Genomic DNA, 23,086 nt, shown 5'->3' on the forward strand with positions numbered 1-23,086 from the left:
GCAAGTGGTGTTATCGCGGCTAAGTCCGTAAGTGTCTGAGGATGTGTTCGGTGTTATTGTGCTAGGTCCGTAAGCTCCCCGGGGAGAGGGGGTTTTGGCGCTAACGGACCCAGTAGCCCCTAAACGTTGCATTTATCGACTTTTGGCGTACTATCGGACCCCATAGTCACTATTGGCATGAAAAACGCCCGGTTTGAGCCACTTTTGATGAGATAGCTGCACTGGAGTCCGAAACTGTTCGCAAAAGGCAATAATTGAGCAAATAACGCCTCCTGAGTCCTTAAGTGCCTGTGGATGTATTCGGTGTTATCGTCCTAGATCCGTAAGCGCCTGATGATGTGTTGGGTGTTATTGTGCGAGGTCCGTAAACCCCAAGGGATGAGTGTGATTCGGCGGTAACGGACCCAGTAGCCCCTAAACGTTGCATTTATGGACTTTTGGCGTGCTATCGGTCCTCAGAGTCGCTATTGGCATGAAAACCGCCCAATATGAGCCACTTTTGATGAAATAGCTGCACTGGAGTCCAAAACTATGCCAAAAAGGCGATAAATGAGCAAATAACGCCTCCTGAGTCCTTAAACGCCTGAGGATGTATTTGGTGTTATCGTGCCTGAGTCCATAAGCGTCTGAGGATGTATGCGGTGTTACGTGCCTGAGCCGAAAGCGTCTGAGGATATATGCGGTGTTATCGTGCCTGAGTCCATAAGCGTCTGAGGATGTACTCGGTGTTACGTGCCTGAGCCGAAGCGTCTGAGGATGTTATGCGGTGAGTCACTATTGGCATGACCCCAAGGGCTGATTGGGTTACTTACCTGCCGAACCCGGCGTATGGAGTAGTCTCGTTTCTTTCTTGTTGATCCCTTTTCAGTATAATTTTGGCGGATAGGATTTGGAGAGACGGGGGATAATTTCTAGGAAACCTAATTCTGACAGGAGTGACTACTGTGGAGGAACGGCCAGCAGGTGGAAACAGCAATACGTCTCAAAAAAACACAAAATCTGAGCAGACTCTGAGTACGTCACTGGATGAAATGATGACTTTGTTTCGAAACATATTCAAGGACGATGAAACGCTTAGAATCAGAGTGTTTAGCAACATGTTTACTGATAGTCTTCGCTTTGGGTTAGTCTATGTTGACGGAATGGTTGACAAGCATTTGATCCAGGAAGGGATTATTAAGCCTGTTATGGCTTTTGATTTTACCAAAAAGAATTGTGACAATAAAGCCGAGCTGATGGAGAACATCCGGACGCAGGTCATTAGCATTAGTGATGTGGTCGCCTCTGAAGATTTTGATGAAATGATTTATTCGATTATAGCTGGCAAGACCTTACTGCTGATAGACGGCTTTGCGGGTGTTCTGAACATTGGGGCGCAGGGTTGGGAGACGAAAGCTCTTGCGGAACCGGTGACCGAAAAAAGTGTCAAAGGTCCAAGGGAAGGATTTACGGAATCACTGTTAGTGAATCTCACCCTTATTCGTCGCAGGGTGCAAGACTCCGAGTTAAAGTTTGTTTTTATTTCACTGGGAACACGTTCCAAAACACCGATATGTATCTGTTATATGGAGAGCTTGGCATCACCGGCTATTCTCAAAGAATTACAGAATCGAATTGAACAGATTGACATAGATCTTATTCTGGACACGGCATCTCTGGCGGAATTAATTAGAGACGAACCCTATTCGCCCTTTGAGATGACAGGAAGTACAGAGCGCCCGGATGCCGTAGTCAGTAACATGATGGAGGGCAGAGTTGCCGTGCTTATAGAAGGCAGCCCGTTTGCAATGACCGTTCCCTATCTATTTGTAGAGAATTTTCAAGCCAGCTCGGATTATTACATTAACTTTTATTTTGGTTCGTTCAATCGCATGTTAAGAGTTTTTGGAGCTTTTTTGTCGATCAGTATTCCTGCTCTTTATGTAGCTTTAGTTACCTATAGCCAGGAAATGATCCCCACCATGTTGTTGCTCAGTATTTCTACAGCAAGAGTAGCAGTCCCTTTTCCTACAATAGTAGAAGCGCTATTCATGTTAACTATTTTTGAAATATTAAGAGAGGCGGGCGAGCGGATACCTACCTATATAGGGCAGGCTATCAGTATCGTAGGCGCTCTCGTGTTAGGACAAGCGGCAGTGGAGGCCAGAATAGTGAGTGCTCCAATGATTATTGTAGTCGGTTTAACAGGGATCATGACGCTACTTAATCCTAGGTTGACCGGTCCTTTAATTATCGTAAGAACATTGCTGCTGGGTGCGAGCTTTTTCCTGGGGATATACGGATATTTTCTTGGAATGCTTGGTTTAGTAGTACATTTGATGAGTTTGCGCAGCTTTGGGGTTCCATACATGCTTGAAGTAGGCTCTATCCGTCCTCAGGACATTAAAGATACAGCGATCAGGGCACCGTGGTGGCATATGTATCTGCGTCCGGCGTTGATTGGGGCACGAAATATGAGGAGAAAAGGTTCCAATAAAGTAAGGAGAAGACCATGAGCAAGCTGAAAAGGATACTTCTGATTGTTATATCCATGATGCTTCTGATTTGCAATACAGGCTGCTGGAACTACTTTGAAATTGACGATATGTCGATTGTTGCTGGGGTCGCAATTGATAAGGGGAAAAAAGACGGTCAGTTATTGGTAACGACAGAAATTGTAGATACGAAGGAAGGGTTGAAATCAAGTCAGGCTGGCTTCAAAATGATTACGCTCGCGGGCGAGACCATGTTTGATATTGTGCGGGGGATGATCTCGATTACTGGAAAAAAGTTATTTTGGAGCCATTCTAAGGCGATTATCCTCAGTGAGGAGATTGCAAGGGAGGGAGTCACCAAAGTAATTGATTGGTACAACAGGGATACGGAAACCCGATCGGATGTGTATATCTTTGTCGCTAAAGACAAACCGGCTCAAGAAATCATAAGCCTAAGCAGTTCAACTGAGAGTATTATGTCTTACGCACTTGCACAGCAGATGAGAACTGAAAAGAATGTCAGCACAGCGCCTGTTGTGGAAATCTGGGATTTCATTGACAAGCTTGAGGCTTCTGGAGAATATGCTATCGCTCCGTTAATTTATGTCCATGAACAAAATAAGATGAAGAATGCACGAGTTAGCGGAACAGCTATATTCAAAATGGATAAAATGATCGGTATGATCAGTGGCGAAGAAACGAAATACATGCTGTTTGCCAACAATCAAATCCAGGGAGGTGTGTTAATCGTAAAGGATGAAAGTGGAGAGCCTAACTTTTCGCTCGAAATTTTATCCAATCGCACAAAAATAAAACCTGTATGGGTAAATGGTAAGCTCCAAATAAAACTTAATACACTGACACATGCCGGATTGGACGAGGTCAAATCTTCGGGCGAATTCAATAGTCTGGACAGCAAGAAAACGATAGAAAGGTGGGCTGAAAAAGAACTAGAAGAGCAGATTTTCTCAGTTATTCATAAGGTTCAGAAGGATTACCATGCAGATATTTTTGGGTTTGGAGAGCTCCTTCATGAGAAAATGCCGCGGACCTGGGAGAAAATCGAGAAAAACTGGGTGAAAGAATTTTCCAACGTCGAAGTAGTAGTGAATTCCAAGGTGATTATTGAGAACAGTGCACAAACGACAAGGTCTATCAAGATTCATCAAAAATAGGTGATAATATTGGTTGTGGTGGTCATGTTTATCTATGTAGTAATTGTTTTAATTGATCCTTATGGTCTGTGGAAGCAGGGGATGAAGCGGGATTTTTATGTTTCTTCTGCATTATGTCTAATTTCATTCTGTATTGCCTTTGCATTGGCAATGAGATGGTCGATTCCTAGTCCGTCACCATTCCTTGTGTATTGGATCAAGAAGCTATTCTAGGTATTAGCCTAAAGGGAGAATAGAGTATGAATAAAGAGATCATATCAACAGGGCATGCTATTAGTATTGCTGTCTTATTTATTATGGGGACTTCAATATTTATGGGCGTACCGGGACAATCCGGTAACAGTAACTGGATCGCCGTATTGTTAGCTATGGTGCTGGTTGCCCCACTTTTGCTGATATATGCCAGACTCCACGTCCTATTACCGGGTAAGGATCTATTTGATATGTTGATTACCGTGTTTGGCGGAATCCTGGGTCGAATCATCTCCACTCTCTATATATGGTATTCCTTTCATTTGGGGGCACTAATTATTAGAAACTTTGGAGAATTCAGTCGCACAATTACCTTAACGGATACCCCTATGTTAGCACCTATGATATGTCTGGGACTATTGTGTGTTTGGGTGGTTAAGGCGGGGATTGAAGTGATGGGGAGAAGCGCTAAGCTCCTGTTGCTGTTTGCTGTATTTGTTAATTTAGTACTGATAACACTCGCCTTTTCCAGACTGGAATATCATCATTTACTTCCTCTGTTGGACAAAGGCTGGCAGCCTTTATTAAGCGACACTCTGGGTACTTTTTCTTTTCCATTTGCGGAGATTGTAATATTTCTGGGAGCATTCAGTAATTTATCGGACAAGAGCTCAATACGGAAGATATTATTTGGTAGTCTAGTAATTTCAGGGGTGATTATCATTATGGCTACTTTGCGTAACCTGTTGATGCTGGGTCCTGAAGTTCTATCCAGTTTATATTTTCCCGCTTATGTGTCTGCTGGCCGTATTAATGTAGGTGATTTTCTGACCCGAATTGAAGGTTCATCGGCAGTTGCTTTTGTAATCACTACTTTTATCAAGACAAGTTTATGTCTGTATGTAGCGAGTAGTGGGATAGCAAAAGTACTCAAGCTCAAGAGTTACCGCTCTGTTGTGCTTCAGATGGGACTACTCATGATCTATTTTGCGGATTTTGTGTACAAGGATATTATGGAAATGTACTATTTTTCTTACCATATTTATAAAATATACGCCTTTCCTTTTCAGGTGATTATTCCACTGATGTTATGGATTTGCGCTGAAATTGTTGTGAGCCGGCGTAAAAATAAACAGCTAGCGCCGCAGTCGCAGCAATAGCTCTAATAGGAGGATACAGGTGTCTCGTAAGCCTTAAAGTGGCTGGTTGCCCGTGTCTTTTTTTATTTCGTTTTATTTGATCACATTTACGCTTTTAAAGCCGCGGGAAATGTGCAAATAGCGTCCTCTGAGTCCGTAAGTTTCAGGAGAAGGCGATGATGCTATAATGATAGATACATAGATAGAGTTTACTTTTTTATTGAGAACAGGGGAGCTGATCTATCATTGAATACATATATTCTTATATATGATAGCTTTGTGCAGTTTGAGGTTACATTGGCAGCTTATTTTATGAAAACAAAGGGCGAGGTCTATACCTTAAGCTTGGAAGATAAGGCGTTAATCTCCTGTGAGGGTTTTTCTGTGAATCCATCAGTATTGGTTGAAAATGTGGACGTTAGCACCATAGATTTATTGATTATCCCTGGTGGGGAAACAGATAATTTAATAGGGCAGGAGGCTCTATTAGATTTAATCAGAAGCCTAAATCGAGCAGGAAAAGTCATCGCGGGCATTTGCGGTGGGGTATCCATTCTTAAGGCTGCCGGAGTACTGGATGGTAAGGTTTATGTGGACAATGAATCTGGGGTATCTAACGTCTTTGTCGATGGAACAATCATTACCGCTAAACCGAATGGATATGTAGACTTTGCGCTTGAAATTGGGCGAATAATGAGTATCTATAAAGATGAGGCAGATTTGCAAGAAACGATAGATTTCTTTAAACATTTTAAATCCGTCTAAGGAGTAGAAGAGGGGAAACATGTATGAACGTTAGCAATATCATTATGTCCTCTTATTGGGGTAGAGAGGTTAAACATAAATATATCACCCAAGGGTCCAAAGCGCTGGCTGTTATTTTTCCGGGTAAAAATTATTCAGCTGATCGCTCTCTGCTAGATTATGCGGCTAAAGCTGCCCGGGAGCATAATTGTGATGTTCTGCTTTTAGAATATGGTTACCAGAGTGCAAGGGTGGATTTCAAACGTGAAGAAATGAGTATTATCATTGAGGAATGTAAAGCTGTGATCGCTTCTCTTCCGGATTATAAGAGATTTCTTTTTATAAGTAAAAGCATGGGCGCTGTTATTGCAGGTAGAATAGCTGAAGAGCTAGAAATACAGAAGAAGACGTCTCATCTATATATCACCCCGTTGCCTGAGGCGGTGCCGCTGATTCAGCGGAGTCGTGGTACTGTAATCTATGGCGGCAGTGACCCCTTATTTGGTCAAGAACATTCCGGTGAAATTAGTGGGCTGAATCATTTGAAGGTGTATAGAATCGATGATGCTAATCATTCGCTGGAGGTAGGCAGTGTCAATGAGTCACTAGCTATACTGTTGGTCATCATTAATTTCTATCATGAGTTTTTCCGTGATGCTTTAAATACATAACTTTAGGAGATGATGATTGTGATTTTGGAAGCTGCGATGCTGCAAGTAAAGCCTGGTTTGACTACTGAATTTGAGCAAAGCTTCAAGGAGGCGTCAAGTTTAATCTCCTCGATAGAGGGTTATATGGGCCATGAATTACAACATTGCTTGGAGGATGATCATAAGTATCTGTTGCTGGTGAAGTGGAGAACGCTTGAAGACCACACTGTTGGTTTTAGAGAATCCAGCCAATATCAGGAATGGAAAGCACTCCTTCACCATTACTACGACCCATTTCCGGTAGTTGAGCATTTTACCCGCATTAATCTGGACTAAATGGAGGATACCGAATGAAGGCGAAGCTTGTTGGGGAAGGCAGAACAGCGGAGATCTGGCAACATGACGATCAGAGGATTCTTAAATTGTACCGGGAGGATATAGCAGAGCAACACGTCAGCCGGGAATATAAAATCAGCCGGTTTGTACATGCGCGGGGTGTTCGGACCCCTCAGCCTTTTGAGCTTATTACTGAACAGAATCGACAAGGTATCGTTTTTCAACAAATTCAGGGTCCCTCTTTACTAAAGGTGATGGGTGAGAAGCCTTGGAAAGTTACCCAATATGCCAGGCTGATGGCGGGGCTTCATTGTGATTTGCATAAGCTTGAAACTACAGAGGAAATCGGCCAGCAAAAGGATATGCTGAAAAGTCAGATCATGGTTGCCCCTATGCTGAGCGAAGAGGAAAAATCCGTCATTTTGAAGTATCTGGAGAAGCTGCCGGAAGGCACTCGTTTATGTCATGGGGATTTTCATCCCGACAATGTGCTTATGGATGAACAGCTCTGGGTGATCGACTGGATGACGGGTGTAGTGGGAGAACCTGCTGGAGATGCTGCGCGTTCCGTAGTGATGTTCAGTTTGGGAGCTATGCCTCCGGGAGCTTCTGCCTTCTCCAAATTAATGTTAGGTTTTATAAGAAAAAGATTAACTAAGGGATACATTCAAGAGTATCTCAGATTATCAGGACACACTTATGAGGACGTAGACCGCTGGATTTTGCCGATCGCGGCCGCGCGTCTGGTGGAGGGGCTTTCGCCTCCAGAGAAGGAGCTGCTGGTAAAAGAAGTTCGTAAACGTCTACACACCTTAGCCGCAGAGGTAAGCTGATCATGGCACAAAACGGAGGCGTATTCTATGACTACCTATATAGCGCTGCTGCGTGGAATTAACGTCGGCGGGAACAAAATTATTAAAATGCTGGACCTGAAGGCGATGTTTCAAGCTCTTGGATTTGCAAATGTACGAACGTATATTCAGAGCGGAAATGTCGTATTTGAGAGTGATGAAGGTTCGGTGAGCCTGCTTAGCGGAGTCATTGAACGTCAGATTCATGAGGTTTTTGGATTCGAGGTCTCTGTTATTATCCGTACCTTAGCAGAAATGGAGAACGTGATCGCTAACGATCCCTTTCAGCTGTCCGAGCCAGAGGAATTCAAAAGATGGTATGTTACTTTTTTACCAGCCGAGCCTTCAGCGGAAGCATTGGATAAACTGCGCACTTATGAGAATGGACCGGATAAAGTACGTTTTGTCGGCAGAGAGATGTATATATTATATGAGGTCAGTGTGAGCCAATCGCCACTTTTTAAAGTCCCTTTTGACAAAATACTCGGGATGCCCATTACCGCACGCAACTGGAACACGGTGAATAAGCTTGTTGCCATAGGCAAGATGGAATAACATAGTTTGGATTGAAAAGAGTACCGAAAGGCTCCACATTGTGGGGTCTTTTTTGCGTTCTGGCAGCCTCATTTATTCAGCAAACATTCAGCTTACACTCATTGAGAGTTAAGGTATGGATGAAATAATACACCTACGGAAAGCTTGGGCCGGAGTTACAGAACTGCCGGCATATAGAATGATCAAGGGATAGGAGTGAAATGGAGATGAGTTTTGCTAGAAAAATAAGCTCGGATCTTATACTGTGGCTCATTTTAATACTCGCTGCTTTTTTGTACGGTTATGGAGTTTGGAATGACCACTATGTGAATACATACTACACCACTGCCGTGGGAAGTATGCTGCAAAACTTTCATAATTTCTTCTTCGCTTCACTCGACTCTGCAGGTTCAGTCACGGTGGATAAACCACCGGTCACCTTTTGGATTCAGACTCTTAGCGCACTCATTTTCGGGCTGCATGGCTGGAGTGTAATTTTACCTCAGGCGCTTGGGGGCGTGGGCTCCGTGTTGCTCGTATACCTTCTGGTTAAACCTACCTTTGGTAAAGCAGCAGCACGTTTAGCAGCGCTGGCCATGGCAACAACTCCAGTAGCGGCGGCTGTTAGCCGGACGAATAACATTGATGCTTTGTTAGTATTCACGTTACTGTTGGCGGTTTGGTTTTTATTTAAAGGAACGAAGAGTAATAAGCTGGGCAGTCTCCTTGCCGCATTCGCTTTAATCGGTGTTGGGTTTAATGAGAAGATGCTGCAGGCTTATATGGTTTTGCCGGCTTTTTATCTCTTTTATGTCTTGGCTGCGAAAGTGAACTGGAAGCGAAAAGCTGGAGTATTAGCGGCCTCGACAGCTATATTACTCGTGGTCTCGTTATCCTGGGCAGTGATAGTGGATTCGATTCCCGCTAGTAAACGACCTTATATCGGCAGCAGCGGTACTAACTCCGTGCTCAATCTTGCCTTTGGTTATAATGGTGTCGCGCGATTGACGGGTGATCGGGGGACAGGTGGTGGCGGAGGTGGAATGCCTTCAATGAATGGTGGTGAGATGCCGAACATGAATGGCGAGATGCCAGCTATGAACGGTGAAAGACCCGCTATGAACGGGGCAGATGCTGAAAATGGTACGGATAGCGGACGTGGAGCATTTTCGGGTCGGCAAGGCATAAATTCAACCTCAGACGGTCAAAATGGCGCCGATGATGGAGGTTCACCAGGGCAACCACCCGGCGGTGGAACAGATAATCAAAACCGGCAATTTGGTGGTGAAGGTGGGGGCCAAGGACAACGCGGCGGCATGAATGGCGGCGGAGGTGGAATGTTCAATACTGGAACCGCAGGTCCACTGCGCCTGTTCCAATCAGAGCTGTCAGGTCAGGCAAGCTGGATGTTGCCTTTTGTATTGTTTGGTTGTATTGGATTATTCGCTAATCTGCGGAGAAGGAACTTTACGCAAGGGCATAAAGAAGCTCTATTCTGGTTAGCATGGCTGGTCCCGGTGATGGGATTCTTCAGTATTGCGGGATTCTTCCATCAATATTATCTGGTGATGATGGCTCCGCCGATAGCCGCGCTGGTCGGTGCAGGCTGGTCAAAGCTCTGGAGTCTGTATCGCGAGCACTCTGGTTGGCTGTCATGGCTATTGCCAGTTGCGACGCTGGTTACAGCAGTTTTTCAATGGTACATTATTCATCCTTATGACGATACGATTGGCAGGGGCTGGTCGATTGGCATTCTGGCTGCCGGTATAGTTGTTTCTTTGGTGCTGGTCGTTCTTAAAGGCAAGCAGAAGCCATTTGTTTTCTCGGCAAGTATTGTCGCTGTACTAGTATTGTTAATTGGCCCGCTCTACTGGGCAGCTACCCCAATTACTTATGGCCTGAATAGCCAAACCCCTGAAGCAGGACCAGGGAGCAGTGAGGGCAGAGGAGGAATGGGCGGCAATTCTAGCAACTTTGGGCGTAATAGCGCCACAAGTGCGAATGAGAGTCTGCTGTCCTATCTGGAGGAAAATAATACTGGGGAGCCTTATCTGTTTGCCGTATTGGATTATGGCACAGCAGCTCCTTATATCGTCGATAAGGGGGCATCGGTTGTTATTCTGAACGGTTTTTCCAATTCGGACACAGTATATACCACAGATACCCTAAAGGCGTTAGTAGAGAGTGGCAAGGTGAAATACTTCCTGCTGAGCAGCGGCGGTATGGGTGGTGGACGTGGAGGGAATTCTACGCTATCTACCTGGATTACCGACAATGGCACAGAGGTTCCAGCAGCGGATTGGGCAGGAAACGACGCTGGCAACAGCGGAACGTTATACAAAGTTACAGTTAACTAGTTCAGTGTTTTAGGATACGAAGCGTGCTAATACATTTGCAGGCACGCTTCAGCATTCAAATTAAAGGAGGAGCTGCTCATGAGTATCAACGTGCGCTATTCCATTATTATACCGATGTTTAATGAAGAGGCAGTCATTCAGGAAACGTATCGTCGTATTAAAAAAGTGATGGCAATGACGGAGGAAGTATATGAGCTGATCTTCGTGAATGACGGCAGCACAGACAACTGTGCCCAGATGATCGAGGAATATAGCTATTGGGATGAGAGTGTGAAGCTGATCGATTTGTCACGTAACTTTGGACATCAGATCGCTATTACTGCCGGAATGGACTATGCCCTTGGGGATGCAGTTGTCATTATTGATGCTGATTTGCAAGACCCGCCTGAATTGATCTTGGACATGATTGCAGAATGGAAGAAGGGGTATGAAGTTGTATATGCTAAACGGGTGAAGCGAAACGGTGAATCCTTATTCAAAAAGTGGACGGCCAGCCTGTTTTATAGAATTCTGCGTTATTCAACCGATATTTCTATCCCTGTGGATACAGGTGATTTTCGGCTCATAGATCGTAGGGTTTGCGAAGAGCTCAAACGTCTACCGGAGAAAAACCGTTTCGTACGCGGACTGGTCAGCTGGGTTGGTTTCCGTCAGAAGGCGATTGAATATGAACGGGATGAACGTCTGGCGGGGGAAACAAAATATCCACTAAAACGTATGATCAAGCTCTCTTTGGACGGAATCACCTCCTTTTCTTATAAGCCGCTGAAGCTGGCAGGATATTTGGGCGCACTGCTGTCGGCTTCTGGTTTTCTGTACCTTATGTATGTATTGTACCTGGTAATTTTTACAGACTCAGTCGTTAAGGGCTGGGCTTCGATGATTGGAATTACGCTGACCTTTAATGGCTTCGTACTCATTATGCTAGGAATACTAGGTGAGTATATCGGCCGGATTTATGATGAAACTAAGGGACGTCCGCTTTATATTGTCCAAGAGTTCTATGAAGGTAAGGGGCAGCAAAAGAATGTTCGTGAGCACCCTGTGACCCATCTCCGTAAATAAACTGCAAGGGAGGGATTCCTGATGAAGATTAGAAAAGCTGTCATTCCCGCCGCGGGCTTAGGCACTCGTTTCCTGCCTGCAACTAAGGCTCAGCCAAAAGAAATGCTGCCCATTGTGGATAAACCAGCGATTCAATATATCGTAGAGGAAGCCGTTCGGTCTGGTATTGAAAGTATTATCATCGTGACCGGCCGTAATAAGAAGTCGATTGAAGATCATTTTGATAAATCGGTGGAGCTGGAGCAGACGCTTTTGGAAAAAGGGAAAGAGGATCTACTTCGTGAAGTCCAGCTAATCAGTGAGCTAGCGAGCATCCATTACATTAGGCAAAAAGAGCCGCTGGGACTGGGCCATGCCATCCTTTGTGCGGAACAATTTATCGGTGATGAACCTTTTGCTGTTCTGCTTGGTGACGATATCATGGTCTCGGAGGACCCGGCGCTGCTGCAGATGATGAGATTGTATGAGCAAGAGGAGCAGACCATCGTCGGTGTGCAGCAGGTGCCACGGCAGGAGGTTAACAAATATGGGATTATCTCCTCCAGCGGCTCACTAAATGGAGTTCATGAAGTAAAAGGATTGGTAGAGAAGCCCTCGCCTGAAACAGCTCCTTCAGAGTACGCCATTATGGGGCGATACATTTTGGAGCCTACGATATTCTCAGTACTGGCTAACCTCGAACGTGGGGCGGGCGGTGAATATCAACTGACGGATGCTTTGCACGAGGTATGCCGGCAAGAAGGATTGCTGGCGCTGGATTTAATCGGCAAACGTTATGATATTGGTGATAAATTTGGTTACATTAAAGCCACGCTGGAGGTAGGTTTGATGCGGGAGGATTTGCGCCCATTATTGGTTCCGTATTTGCAGGAGCTGGCTGCTAGTCTTAAGGGAAGAGAAAAAGAAGTGGACTCCTTGCATCGGAGTATACACAGTTGAGGGAGAGGAACTGTTTCAAACGATCATAACATCGGCTTCGGCGGTGGCATGAGGTTTTGAAGCAGTTTTTTTGCGTGTGGTGTTCAAAGGGCAGGTGAGGGACGAGCAAATAGGTGTACTTTATACAATTAAAAGTATGGGGGGACAGCTGCAAATCGATTTAGTTGCACTTGATACATCTATATCTTCACATCTTAGCTATAATGCTCATTTAGCCTGTTTTTAGTTGCATAAAATACACTTAAAACAGCCGTGTGGGTGTTATTGTTTGAAATAGCTGCATCAAGTGCAGTTATTTTTAAATCTCGTAACTTGGTTCTCCTTGGTGACGAAAAAATCCGGAAGACCGATTCCTAAGAATCATCCTCCGGATTATGATTTGAGTACTGAAGATTAAGCTTTCAACACATCATGATCAACGTAACGCGCGCCATTTAACTCGCTAATTACATTAATAGCTACCTTCGCACCATCGCCTGCGGTAATAATGGCATGTACACTTACTCCAGCAACAGTACCAGCAGCCCAAATACCTGCGATATTCGTTTTGCCTTCAGCATCAACGGCTACTACAGTTTTGATTCTTGGCTCTGTACCATCCTTAGTCTCTACGCCAGCTTTGGCAGCTAGATCTGTAAGGGCGCCTGTGGCAAGAATAACATGTTTTGCTTCATAGATAATTCCATCTTCAGTTTCAATGACAAAACCATTGCCGCTGGAGGTGAGGTTGATAGCCTGCTCGGAAACCAGCTCAGCGCCAAATTTAACGGCTTGCTTATGCCCGGTTTCGACCAGCTCAGGACCACCTACTTCGGAAATTCCATAAAAGTTCTCAAACCAACCTCTGCGGGTCATGCCCTTATCGTTGTCGATTAGCAGCGTTTTTTTGCCCGCCTTGGCGGCGAACAGGGCTGCGCTTGCACCGGCAGGACCGGCGCCAATTACGGCGATTTCGTACATGTATTTACCTCCTAAAAGTTTTGTGGAGCGATGCTCCTTAGAATGGACTACATAGCAAAACTGGCAACGAAAGCATACGCTTGGTTTTGTGGAGCAAAACTCGCTTCGAAAGCATACGCTTAAGTTTTGTGGAGCGATGCTCCAGTTCCTCTTAATTATAACGGTTGTTACTCTTCCTTGGCTAATCCTTCCTCGCAAGGCAGGCTAACCGTAAACGTTGTCCCCTCGCCGACGGTGCTATTTACACTAATCTTGCCGTGATGCGCCTCGACAATAGATTTTGTAATGGAGAGACCCAAACCTGATCCGCCGTATTTACGTGTGCGAGAGGAGTCACTGCGGTAGAATCGATCAAAGATATGTGGGAGATGCTCTCCGGGAATTCCGTAGCCATTATCCCGCACGCTTAATAGAGCTTGATTTCCTTCCGCTTGTAAAGAAAGATGAATGCTCCCTGTCGCGGCATCGGTATGCTGAACTGCATTGTGGAACAGATTCAGAATCACCTGCTTGAGCTTATAGGGATCATATTTACCACGGATGCCATAGGAGATATCAAAAGTAACTTTACGTTGATCTGCGAGCAAAAGCAGATGCGGCTTCATTTCGTGAATTACCTCGCTGAGAATCAGGTCAGTCATCTGCAGCTGTGGAGCTCCATCCATTCGAGCGAGCAGTAGCAGATCCTCGACCAGCTTATTGATCCGTTTCGATTCACCATGCATGCTTCGCAACGAGTTATATAACTGTTCTTTATTATCGGCGGCGCCCCGCAGCAAGACCTCAAGAAAACCGTGTATTGAGGTAAGCGGAGTTCTAAGCTCATGAGAAGCATCGGCAGCGAACCTGCGCATCTGCTCCTTGGCCTCCCGTTCATTATGAAAGGATATTTCGAGACGTTCGAGCATACCATTGAATGAATGAGCAAGCTTGTCGATCTCGGCCTGTCCTTGGTCAACTGGAAACCGAATGTCCAAATTACCGGCATTAATGATCTCAGCCGATTCTCCCATATTAGAAAGAGGAACTAACGTCTTTCGCAGGGCCGGCAAGTATAGGAATAATCCAGTCAATAAAGCAATCACTGACAAACCTGCGTAGATCAGCAGCTGCTGCATAATCACATCCGTTAATGGCCCCGTGCTCACACTCATTTGCAGCAGCAATCTAGTATTTCCAGGCCTATAAAGATTCATGAATATGGCTAGATGTTCAGTGCCGTCTTCAGCTTGGATGAGCTTGTAATTTCCTGTTGCCCTATCTGTGGTGTGAATCAGCAGCGCATCGTATTGCTCATTGGTCAGCCTGGGTGCTGCTATATCTGAGAGGGTTAATTGCTGTAAATCCCTGAAGGTGCCATCCGAGCTGTACATGGCGAGAGTTGTATGGGCATCAAGCAGAAGCGGGCGCCGGTTCTCGCCAGTTCGCAGCCCACTTGGCATTTTATTCATGTCTTCTCTTTCCAACGGGAAATTGCTGTTAAACTCATTGTTTGTGTCATTTATACCTGTGGTGTCCTCGTCATAGGAATTAAAAAAGTTAAAAAACATCTCACGGGGGACAGAACGTATTTGCGCTTCCATAGACTCCGCTCTATTGCTGTATATAAAATCTCGCATAAGGATATATTGTAAAACTCCAATTAGCAGCAGCAATCCTGATAGAATGAGCAACGATGTGGCAAGCAGCTGTTTACGCAGGGAACGTGGTGCAGGTAGTCTGCGAAGCCATCTGAAGATGGGAGTGCTCATAGATCCACCCGGTAGCCTGCGCCCCGCAGGGTACGGATAATACGGTGCTCCTTATCTCCGAGCTTCTCACGAAGCGAACGGATATAGACCTCAACGATATTTTCCTCACCGCCAAAATCATAGCCCCACACTTTATCAAGAATCATAGGCTTGCTGAGTACAAGGCCGTGATTGATAACGAGATACTGCAATAACTCGTATTCCGTAGGGGAGAGCTCAAGTACTTCTTCCCTGAAGCGAATTTCCTTTCGCCGGCTGTCAATTCGGAAAGGACCGCAGCGGACCTCACCTAGCAGCCCCGGAAACTGATTCCGCAGCCGCGCTTGGATCCGCGCTAGTAATTCATCAAAGCTGAAGGGCTTGACCATATAGTCGTCAGCACCAATAGATAGTCCTTTTACGCGATCATCCACTTCGTCTTTTGCAGTAAGCATGATGACAGCTACCTCTGTCTCTTCTGAGCGCAGATAGTGACATACCTCGAATCCATCCATACCCGGCATCATAACATCCAGGATAGCTACATGGGGCTTGAATTCAGCTGCAATCGAAATGGCGCTTAGCCCGTCCGACGCGGTTCGTACTTCAAAACCTTCGTTAAGGAGACCCAGCTCCAGGAACTGTAATATATGAGGCTCATCATCTACGAGCAGAAGTCGAACTCCTTGTACTGCTTTCATCATAGGTTCCTCCAAATCGGTGATAGATAGCTTCATTATGCCATATCCGGTTGAATGTTTGCTGAAGACCGGAGGATACTTTTTCTAGAATAAATGAGCGAATTTCTTTCACATGGCTTTAAATTGGTTAATCTAGTTATAAGGAATATTAACGTGTTTAATGACAAACAGGGTTAAAAATTCCGGATTTTCGGAATTGCGATAAAGGGTTTTGACGAAGAATATAGAACACTTTACAATAAGGATAATCTCCTGATTCAGGCTCTTGATTTTGGAGAATGCTCTCCCTATTTTAGGTTAGATCATCCGAACGTGTAAAATTTCCTTCCTCGTTTTTTCAACTTTGTCATCTTCCTATCAAGGCTCATTTCTTTCTGGTGTATTTCTTTTCTAATTCACTTCTTTCTGGAATTCTGTTCATTCATCCTAGGTTTGCTGAACTTTATATTACCCATAAGTCAAGGGAGGCTTTTCCATGAAGAAAAAAGAAATGGTAGCCATGCTATTGGCTGGAGGCCAAGGCAAAAGATTGAAAGGTTTAACCAAATCGCTTGCCAAGCCCGCTGTCTATTTTGGGGGCACTTATCGGATTATCGACTTTCCTTTAAGTAACTGCTCCAATTCGGGTATTGATACTGTCGGTGTATTGACACAGTATGAGCCACTTATACTACATTCTTACATCGGAGTAGGCAGTGATTGGGATTTGAACCGTAAGAATGGTGGAGTATTCGTATTGCCACCGCATGAACGTGAGAATGGAAGCAGCTGGTATCGGGGAACAGCCGATGCGATTTATCGAAATCTTAAATTTGTAGATCAGTTCGACCCCGAGCATGTCCTTATTCTATCCGGTGATCACATTTATAAAATGGATTATCATGCTATGCTGCAATACCACAAGGAGAGAAACGCAGATTGCACGATTTCTGTGATTGACGTTCCGCTGGAGGAAGCAAGTCGATTTGGAATCTTAAATACGGAGGACGATCTGAAAATTTACGAATTTGAGGAAAAGCCTGCACAGCCAAAAAGCACGCTAGCTTCTATGGGTGTGTACATCTTTAAATGGGAAATTCTCCGCAAGCATTTACTGGAGGACGGAGAGAATATAGGATCATCTCACGATTTTGGTAAAGATATCATTCCTTTGATGCTGGAAGACGGGAACTCTTTATTTGCGTACCCTTTTGAAGGGTATTGGAGAGACGTCGGTACGGTAGCCAGCCTGTGGGAAGCGAATATGGATTTACTGAGCGATAATCCACCGCTTAATCTAAATGATCCCAGCTGGCGCATATTTACACGCAATCCGAATCAACCTGCCCAATATGTCGCACCTGGGGCGAAAGTGTCAGGATGCATTATTAATGAAGGCTGCATTGTGCATGGTGAAGTGAAGCACTCGGTTCTTTTTTATGGCGTAGAAGTAGGTGAAGGCAGTGTGATTACGGACTCCGTAATTATGCCTAAGGTTAAGATTGGTAAGAACGTACGCATTCATAAAGCGATTATTAGTGAGAATACGGTAATCGACGATTATATGGAAATAGGCATCGAGCGGGAGAACGAGAACGAAATTCTGCTGATCGACAATAAAAGCAAGAAACGTAAATCAGCTGTGGCCAAAACCATATAATCAAGCTAAAACGCCTTCGGCGTCCTTCTAGGGACGGTAAGCGTTTATGCGAGATTTATAAGGATAAAGTATATAGTGAAACTTATACTTTCTTATAAATTATAAGAGGACGGTGGATTCCGATGAAGCAACTCATGGGTGTAATTAATCTGGATCATGAACTCGATAAACTAAATGAACTCACTTATTTCCGCTGTGGTGCAGCCGTACCTTTTGCCAGTCGTTATCGGTTGATAGATTTTGTGCTTTCCAATATGATGCGTGCGGATCTGGAGAGCGTGGGCCTGTTTGTTCGCCGTAAATACCGTTCTTTAATGGACCATTTGGGTGACGGGAAATCTTGGGATATGAATCGCAAGCATGGGGGACTATTTATTTTGCCTCCGGACTGGAATGATCCCACCGATACTTCTCTTGGCGACCTTCAGCATTATCATAATAATCTGGATCTTTTTAAACGGGGATCTGCTAAATATATTGTGTTTTCCGGCAGCCAGCATATTAATACTATCGATCTCCAGGACTTGTACAGCTATCATTTGGAGAAGGGTGCCGACGTTACAGTAGTATACAAAAAAATAGAGCAATTGCAGCCAGAACATGAGTTATGCCAGCGTATTGAAGTGGACGAAGAGAATAATGTGACCAATATCCATCATGAGAAGGATCATCCCAATTTATATCTCGATATCTTCATTATGGAGAAAAAACTGTTCCTGGAGCAGGTGGAACATTGCATTGCACATGGTGAGAGTTATTTTTTCCGTGATGTGATTCAGAAAAACCGCCATAAATTCAAAATCGCTGCTTATGAATATCATGGCTATCATGCCGTAATTAATTCATTGGAAAGCTATTATAAGAATAGTCTGGAGCTGCTTCAGCAGGAGAATTACTTTAGTCTGTTCAAAGAAAGTCCCGTGCAGACGAAGATTAAATATGAGGCTCCTACCCGATATTTAGAAAGCGCAAATGTCAGCAATTCACTGGTGGCTAACGGCTGCATTATAGCTGGAACGGTGGAGAACAGCGTGATCTTTCGTGGGGTTCAGGTACGTAAAGGAGCGAAGATCATCAACTCTGTTATTATGCAGAAGTGCATTATAGAGGAAGATGCTGTTATTGAGAATGTGATCATGGATAAGGACGTACATTTAAGTAAGAATCGAATTCTCGTCGGGGATAGTAAACGTCCATTTGTGATCGCCAAGAGCAGCAAAATATAAACCAACTGGATTAGATGAAACGAAACAGTATAACCTATCTGATCTACAGGCATAGTCTAATGCATCCCTAAAAAAAGCTTTTGTCAGGAGGAACCTGCTGTTGTTTAACGATAAAGAAACTTTCAAACAGGTGTTTCGCGAGACGCTCATCAGTAAATTGGGCAAACCTTTGGAGGAAGCCTCGAATGCTGATGTCTATAAAATATTAGGCAACATGATTCGCGAGAATGCCGGGAAAAATTGGGCGGATACCAATCAAAAGTACAAGACGGATAAGGATAAGCAGGTATACTATTTTTCTATGGAGTTTCTGATCGGAAGACTTCTGGGGAACAATCTGCTGAATATGGGCGTGCTGGAGGTCGTGCGTGAGGGATTGGCCGATCTTGGTTTCTCGCTGCAGGATATTGAGGAGGTAGAAGCCGACGCTGGGCTTGGCAATGGAGGACTTGGACGTCTAGCTGCTTGTTTCTTGGATTCACTGGCCTCCCTGCAATATGCGGGGCATGGTTGCGGTATACGTTATAAATACGGCTTGTTCGAGCAGAAAATCGTTGACGGGTATCAGGTGGAACTGCCCGATTACTGGCTGCAAAATGATAATGTATGGGAAGTGCGTCGTGAAGACAAGCAGGTAGAAGTAAGGTTCTGGGGCGTGATTGAGACTCGCGAGGAGAACGGGCGGCTTATCTTTGAGCATAGTCAATATGAGGCCGTTCGTGCAGTTCCGTATGATGTGCCTATCATTGGTGCAGATCGGCGGCATGTGAATACACTGCGCAACTGGAGTGCGGAGTCCATCACTCAGCCAGCGAGAACATTTGGCTCTTTTGCGGGTTCAGACTATCATAAATTCCTGGAATATAAGCGTTCCGTAGAATCCATCTCGGAGTTTCTGTATCCGGATGATTCACAATACGAAGGCAAGCTGTTGCGGTTGAAGCAGCAATACTTCCTCTGCAGTGCTGGCCTGCAAAGTATTCTGCGAACCTTTGGAAAGCTTGGACTCCCTATACAATCGCTGCCCGACAAGGTTGCACTTCATATCAATGATACACATCCGACGCTTGTAATCCCTGAATTGCTGCGGATTCTGATGGATGTACATGGATTAGGATGGGATGAGGCGTGGAGTATTACAACTCGTATGGTGTCCTATACTAATCATACGATCTTGAGCGAAGCGCTGGAGAAATGGCCTATTCAAATGGTCAGGGACTTGCTTCCACGTATTTTTCTTATTATTGAAGAGATCAATGCCCGCTTCTGCGGCGAGCTGATGAGCCGTTATCCCGGTGATCAGGACCGGATTTCACAGATGGCGATTATTCATGACGATCAGGTTCGCATGGCCCATCTGGCGATTGTGGCGAGCCATAGTGTCAATGGGGTAGCGGCGCTGCATACAGAAATATTGATGAAACGCGAAATGCGGCTCTTTAATGAAATGTACCCGCACCGCTTCAATAATAAGACGAATGGGATTACTCACCGGCGTTGGCTGATGCATGCCAATCCGGATCTGGCTAACCTAATCAATCAATCGATAGGAACCCGCTGGATGAGCCATCCGCAAGAGATGATTGGCTTGATTAAATATTGTGAGGATGCTTCCTTCCAAGAACAAGTGGCCAGCATTAAACGGCGGAATAAGCTCAAGTTGGCTGAATACATCTACAGCAAGCATTCGGTACATGTAGACCCCGACTCTATTTTTGATGTTCAGGTGAAGCGCCTGCATGCTTATAAGCGGCAGCTGCTTAATATTTTGCATATTCTGCATATGTACAACCAAATCAAAGATAATCCTTCGATGGATATGGTACCGCGCACGTTTATATTCGGAGCAAAGGCGGCACCAAGCTATCATTTGGCGAAACGAATTATCAAGCTGATCAATACTGTGGCAGAGGCTGTCAACAAAGATCCGGATGTTAGAGGCAAGATTCGTATCTTTTTCCTTGAGAATTATTCAGTATCTTTGGCCGAGAAAATCATTCCTGCTGCGGATATTAGTGAACAGATCTCTACTGCGAGTAAAGAGGCCTCCGGCACGGGGAATATGAAGTTTATGATGAACGGTGCATTGACCGTAGGTACGATGGACGGCGCTAACGTGGAAATGCATGAGATGGTAGGGGACAACAATATGTTCCTGTTCGGTCTTCGTGCTGAGCAGGTAATGGATTATTATCAGCATGGCGGCTATCACGCACGTGATATCTACAATGGGGATAGTCGTGTGAAGGAAGTATTGGATCAGTTGGTTAATCCGGGACCTATATGCTGTCATGGTGCGGAGTTTGAGACCATTTTCCATTCTCTTTTGGATAATAACGATGAATTCTTTGTGCTTAAGGATTTCGCAAGTTATGTCGAGACTCATGTCGAGATTGACCGGGCATACCGCAACCGTCAGGAATGGCTGAAGAAGTCTATTATAAATATTGGTCATTCCGGTAAATTCTCTAGCGATAATACGATTAGCCGCTACGCCGCGGAGATTTGGAATATCAGTCCGGTACGGCTATAGGCTCAACAAGATTAGGCTGTCTTATAAGTAGGAGATTCCTACAAATGAGACAGCCTATTTCTTATGCTTTATAAGGCAGAGCTGCTTTAGATAACTTCCGATACCAGGGCAGCGAACCGCTCCAGGAACCGGCGTTCCTCATCATCAAAACGATCTTTCAGCGGACTGTCGATATCGAGTACGCCAAGCAAACGATCATCCTTGATCAGCGGGACAACAATTTCGCTGTTTGAAGCTGCGTCACAGGCGATATGTCCGGGGAATGCATGGACATCTCCAACTACTAGCGTGCGTCGTTCCGCAGCAGCCGTTCCGCAGACTCCACGAGACAACGGGATGCGGATGCAGGCAGGAAGACCTTGGAAAGGTCCGAGCACAAGCTCCTTGCCATCAAATAAATAAAAACCGGCCCAATTCGTATCCGGCATAGCGTGTTTAAGCAGTGCCGAAGCATTGGCCAGGTTGGCCGTAGCACTTGGTTCGTCCTTTACTAATGCTTCTAGTTGGATTAGAACCGCTTCAAACTGCTCGTTGCGTGTTCCATCGTAAGGCATAGCTTGAAACATGAAGCATCACCTTCCTGTACTTTAAATTCAAATATGAACTCATAACTGTAATTATCAACATAGTACAGCTAGACATGATACGTCAAGCGACAATACCAATCTGTAACAATATGGAATGTTCCTTGAAGTCCATGAAATGCGCAACAGCCACAATAATGTTTCCGAGGATCGGTCAGAGGGTAATGCTAGTATAAATACCGAAGGCTATATAGCCGGAAGAGGTGGAATATGCGCGCTGATGTACAGAACTTGTTCATAGGAATTCATATGCTTTATTGTGCACGGGATAAAGATGTGACGATCTCAGAGATGCTGCTCGGACTTGAAGATCTGGGGTATCGTGTAGGAGAACGCGAAGTGAAACAGGAATTGGAAAAGCTGACACTGGACAACTTTCTGACTGCCCATACCGAAGGGTACAGTATTACGGGGACTGGAATTGAAGAGTTCAAGGATATTCGAGCCAAACTTCAGGTGTTATGCAGTGAAGTTATTCATGAAGCGGAATGAAATCATTGTAGTTAAGTTTAATAAAAAGCGTCTGTATTAAGGGAGTGTATGCCCCCTGATGCAGACGTCTTTTTATGTTAACGCGTAGAATTTGTTCTTTTCAATGTTAAAGAATTTAGAACTTTTATCTTAAGGATATACTCTTGAATGATGTATAATTGATAAGTTGAAGGGGGGCAGAGACTTGTATATCTGCAATGGAGTGATACCCACACTGGTCGGCAGTAGATTGAAGCTGTGCGCTATGACTACTGAGCATGCTTCAGCATTATATCAGATCTGGTCTCATCCAGAGGTCACCCGCTGGCTGGGGGCTCCAGCATTATCCTCTATAGAAGAGACTAAGCAACTGATTGCTTTTTTATCACAGATGGCTCAGGAAGAGGAGAGTTTGCGCTGGAGTATTGTAGGACCCGAAGGTGAAGTTATAGGGAGCTGCGGTTATAACTATTGGCAGTTGCAGGGAGCTTACCGCGGGGAAATTGGCTGCGATCTGGCGCCTGCCTTTTGGGGACTTGGATATATGAAAGAAGCGCTTGGTTTAGTGCTCGACTTCGGCTTTAATAGGATGGGGCTGAATCGGATAGAAGCGCTGTGTCATCCTGATAATAATCGTGCGGAGAGGCTGGTTCAAACGCTCGGCTTTCAGAAGGAAGGTATACTGCGTCAATATCGCCAGACACCTTCCGGCTTTCAGGATGTGACCCTACATGCGCTTCTACGTGGGGAATGGGAATGATTTTATTACATAAAGAGAGGGTTTGG

Annotated in this window: 21 protein-coding genes; 17 read left to right on the top strand and 4 right to left on the bottom strand. The window is 44.9% G+C overall.

The genetic code is table 11. The features are described 5' to 3' along the window. Positions 1 to 944: 944 nt before the first annotated feature. From NYE72_RS02835 to galU, 12 genes are all read left to right on the top strand, one after another. Positions 945 to 2,495 carry a spore germination protein gene (locus NYE72_RS02835; protein WP_339211250.1) on the top strand — a complete coding sequence of 517 codons (1,551 nt, stop codon included), beginning with the start codon at positions 945 to 947 and terminating at the stop codon, positions 2,493 to 2,495. Then, on the top strand, positions 2,492 to 3,649 hold the full coding sequence (locus NYE72_RS02840; RefSeq protein WP_036676759.1) for a Ger(x)C family spore germination protein: 1,158 nt from the start codon (positions 2,492 to 2,494) through the stop codon (positions 3,647 to 3,649). The genes NYE72_RS02835 and NYE72_RS02840 overlap by 4 nt, the downstream gene beginning before the upstream one ends. A gap of 24 nt (positions 3,650 to 3,673) precedes the next feature. Further along, positions 3,674 to 3,862 (top strand): hypothetical protein, encoded by a 189-nt coding sequence (locus NYE72_RS02845; RefSeq protein ID WP_143760483.1) that lies wholly within the window; start codon positions 3,674 to 3,676, stop codon positions 3,860 to 3,862. A 26-nt stretch (positions 3,863 to 3,888) separates the two neighbouring features. Next, positions 3,889 to 5,001 (top strand): endospore germination permease, encoded by a 1,113-nt coding sequence (locus NYE72_RS02850; protein WP_036676761.1) that lies wholly within the window; start codon positions 3,889 to 3,891, stop codon positions 4,999 to 5,001. Positions 5,002 to 5,226: 225 nt separating this feature from the next. Beyond that, positions 5,227 to 5,745, top strand: coding sequence for a DJ-1/PfpI family protein (locus tag NYE72_RS02855; RefSeq protein WP_038568581.1), 519 nt, complete (start codon positions 5,227 to 5,229; stop codon positions 5,743 to 5,745). Positions 5,746 to 5,768: 23 nt separating this feature from the next. Next, positions 5,769 to 6,395: an alpha/beta hydrolase gene (locus NYE72_RS02860; RefSeq protein ID WP_036676765.1), complete on the top strand. Its 627-nt coding sequence runs from the start codon at positions 5,769 to 5,771 to the stop codon at positions 6,393 to 6,395. Positions 6,396 to 6,413: 18 nt separating this feature from the next. Then, positions 6,414 to 6,710, top strand: coding sequence for an antibiotic biosynthesis monooxygenase (locus NYE72_RS02865; RefSeq protein WP_036676767.1), 297 nt, complete (start codon positions 6,414 to 6,416; stop codon positions 6,708 to 6,710). 14 nt (positions 6,711 to 6,724) lie between these two features. Next, complete coding sequence (locus NYE72_RS02870; RefSeq protein ID WP_038568584.1) at positions 6,725 to 7,543, top strand: aminoglycoside phosphotransferase family protein; 819 nt, start codon at positions 6,725 to 6,727, stop codon at positions 7,541 to 7,543. A 27-nt stretch (positions 7,544 to 7,570) separates the two neighbouring features. Beyond that, positions 7,571 to 8,116 carry a DUF1697 domain-containing protein gene (locus tag NYE72_RS02875; RefSeq protein ID WP_036676770.1) on the top strand — a complete coding sequence of 182 codons (546 nt, stop codon included), beginning with the start codon at positions 7,571 to 7,573 and terminating at the stop codon, positions 8,114 to 8,116. A gap of 206 nt (positions 8,117 to 8,322) precedes the next feature. Continuing rightward, positions 8,323 to 10,452, top strand: a complete 2,130-nt coding sequence (locus NYE72_RS02880) for a glycosyltransferase family 39 protein (RefSeq protein ID WP_339211252.1) — start codon at positions 8,323 to 8,325, stop codon at positions 10,450 to 10,452. A 78-nt stretch (positions 10,453 to 10,530) separates the two neighbouring features. Further along, entirely contained in the window at positions 10,531 to 11,517 is a 987-nt protein-coding gene (locus tag NYE72_RS02885; protein ID WP_036676773.1) for a glycosyltransferase family 2 protein, read from the top strand. Between the two features lie 18 nt (positions 11,518 to 11,535). Continuing rightward, a complete protein-coding gene (gene galU, locus NYE72_RS02890) occupies positions 11,536 to 12,456 on the top strand; it encodes a UTP--glucose-1-phosphate uridylyltransferase GalU (RefSeq protein WP_217904440.1) in 921 nt (306 codons plus the stop codon). 393 nt (positions 12,457 to 12,849) lie between these two features. Here the strand turns inward: galU and NYE72_RS02895 are convergent, their stop codons facing one another. From NYE72_RS02895 to NYE72_RS02905, 3 genes are all read right to left on the bottom strand, one after another. Further along, the gene (locus NYE72_RS02895; protein ID WP_036676776.1) at positions 12,850 to 13,416 is read right to left on the bottom strand and encodes an FAD-dependent oxidoreductase; all 567 of its coding nucleotides are present in this window, start codon (positions 13,414 to 13,416) and stop codon (positions 12,850 to 12,852) included. Between the two features lie 167 nt (positions 13,417 to 13,583). Beyond that, positions 13,584 to 15,167, bottom strand: a complete 1,584-nt coding sequence (locus tag NYE72_RS02900; RefSeq protein WP_339211254.1) for a HAMP domain-containing sensor histidine kinase — start codon at positions 15,165 to 15,167, stop codon at positions 13,584 to 13,586. Further along, on the bottom strand, positions 15,164 to 15,847 hold the full coding sequence (locus NYE72_RS02905; RefSeq protein WP_038568592.1) for a response regulator transcription factor: 684 nt from the start codon (positions 15,845 to 15,847) through the stop codon (positions 15,164 to 15,166). Before NYE72_RS02905 ends, NYE72_RS02900 begins: the two co-directional genes overlap by 4 nt. A gap of 475 nt (positions 15,848 to 16,322) precedes the next feature. Between NYE72_RS02905 and NYE72_RS02910 the strand changes: the two genes are divergently transcribed. The 3 genes from NYE72_RS02910 (at position 16,323) to NYE72_RS02920 (ending at position 21,245) form a co-directional block, all read left to right on the top strand. Next, positions 16,323 to 17,486, top strand: coding sequence for a glucose-1-phosphate adenylyltransferase (locus NYE72_RS02910; RefSeq protein WP_038568594.1), 1,164 nt, complete (start codon positions 16,323 to 16,325; stop codon positions 17,484 to 17,486). Positions 17,487 to 17,608: 122 nt separating this feature from the next. Next, positions 17,609 to 18,712: a glucose-1-phosphate adenylyltransferase subunit GlgD gene (glgD, locus tag NYE72_RS02915; RefSeq protein WP_036676786.1), complete on the top strand. Its 1,104-nt coding sequence runs from the start codon at positions 17,609 to 17,611 to the stop codon at positions 18,710 to 18,712. A 100-nt stretch (positions 18,713 to 18,812) separates the two neighbouring features. Next, a complete protein-coding gene (locus NYE72_RS02920) occupies positions 18,813 to 21,245 on the top strand; it encodes a glycogen/starch/alpha-glucan phosphorylase (RefSeq protein WP_038568597.1) in 2,433 nt (810 codons plus the stop codon). An 86-nt stretch (positions 21,246 to 21,331) separates the two neighbouring features. Here NYE72_RS02920 and NYE72_RS02925 read toward each other — a convergent pair whose 3' ends face one another. Then, positions 21,332 to 21,811 (bottom strand): GAF domain-containing protein, encoded by a 480-nt coding sequence (locus tag NYE72_RS02925; protein ID WP_036676791.1) that lies wholly within the window; start codon positions 21,809 to 21,811, stop codon positions 21,332 to 21,334. Between the two features lie 228 nt (positions 21,812 to 22,039). Between NYE72_RS02925 and NYE72_RS02930 the strand changes: the two genes are divergently transcribed. Continuing rightward, the gene (locus NYE72_RS02930) at positions 22,040 to 22,321 is read left to right on the top strand and encodes a hypothetical protein (RefSeq protein WP_036676794.1); all 282 of its coding nucleotides are present in this window, start codon (positions 22,040 to 22,042) and stop codon (positions 22,319 to 22,321) included. Between the two features lie 184 nt (positions 22,322 to 22,505). Continuing rightward, positions 22,506 to 23,060: a GNAT family protein gene (locus tag NYE72_RS02935; RefSeq protein ID WP_036676796.1), complete on the top strand. Its 555-nt coding sequence runs from the start codon at positions 22,506 to 22,508 to the stop codon at positions 23,058 to 23,060. The last annotated feature ends 26 nt before the right edge of the window (positions 23,061 to 23,086 follow it).

It is taken from the genome of Paenibacillus sp. FSL L8-0333 (assembly GCF_037965665.1).
Taxonomy (GTDB): domain Bacteria; phylum Bacillota; class Bacilli; order Paenibacillales; family Paenibacillaceae; genus Paenibacillus_AQ; species Paenibacillus_AQ odorifer.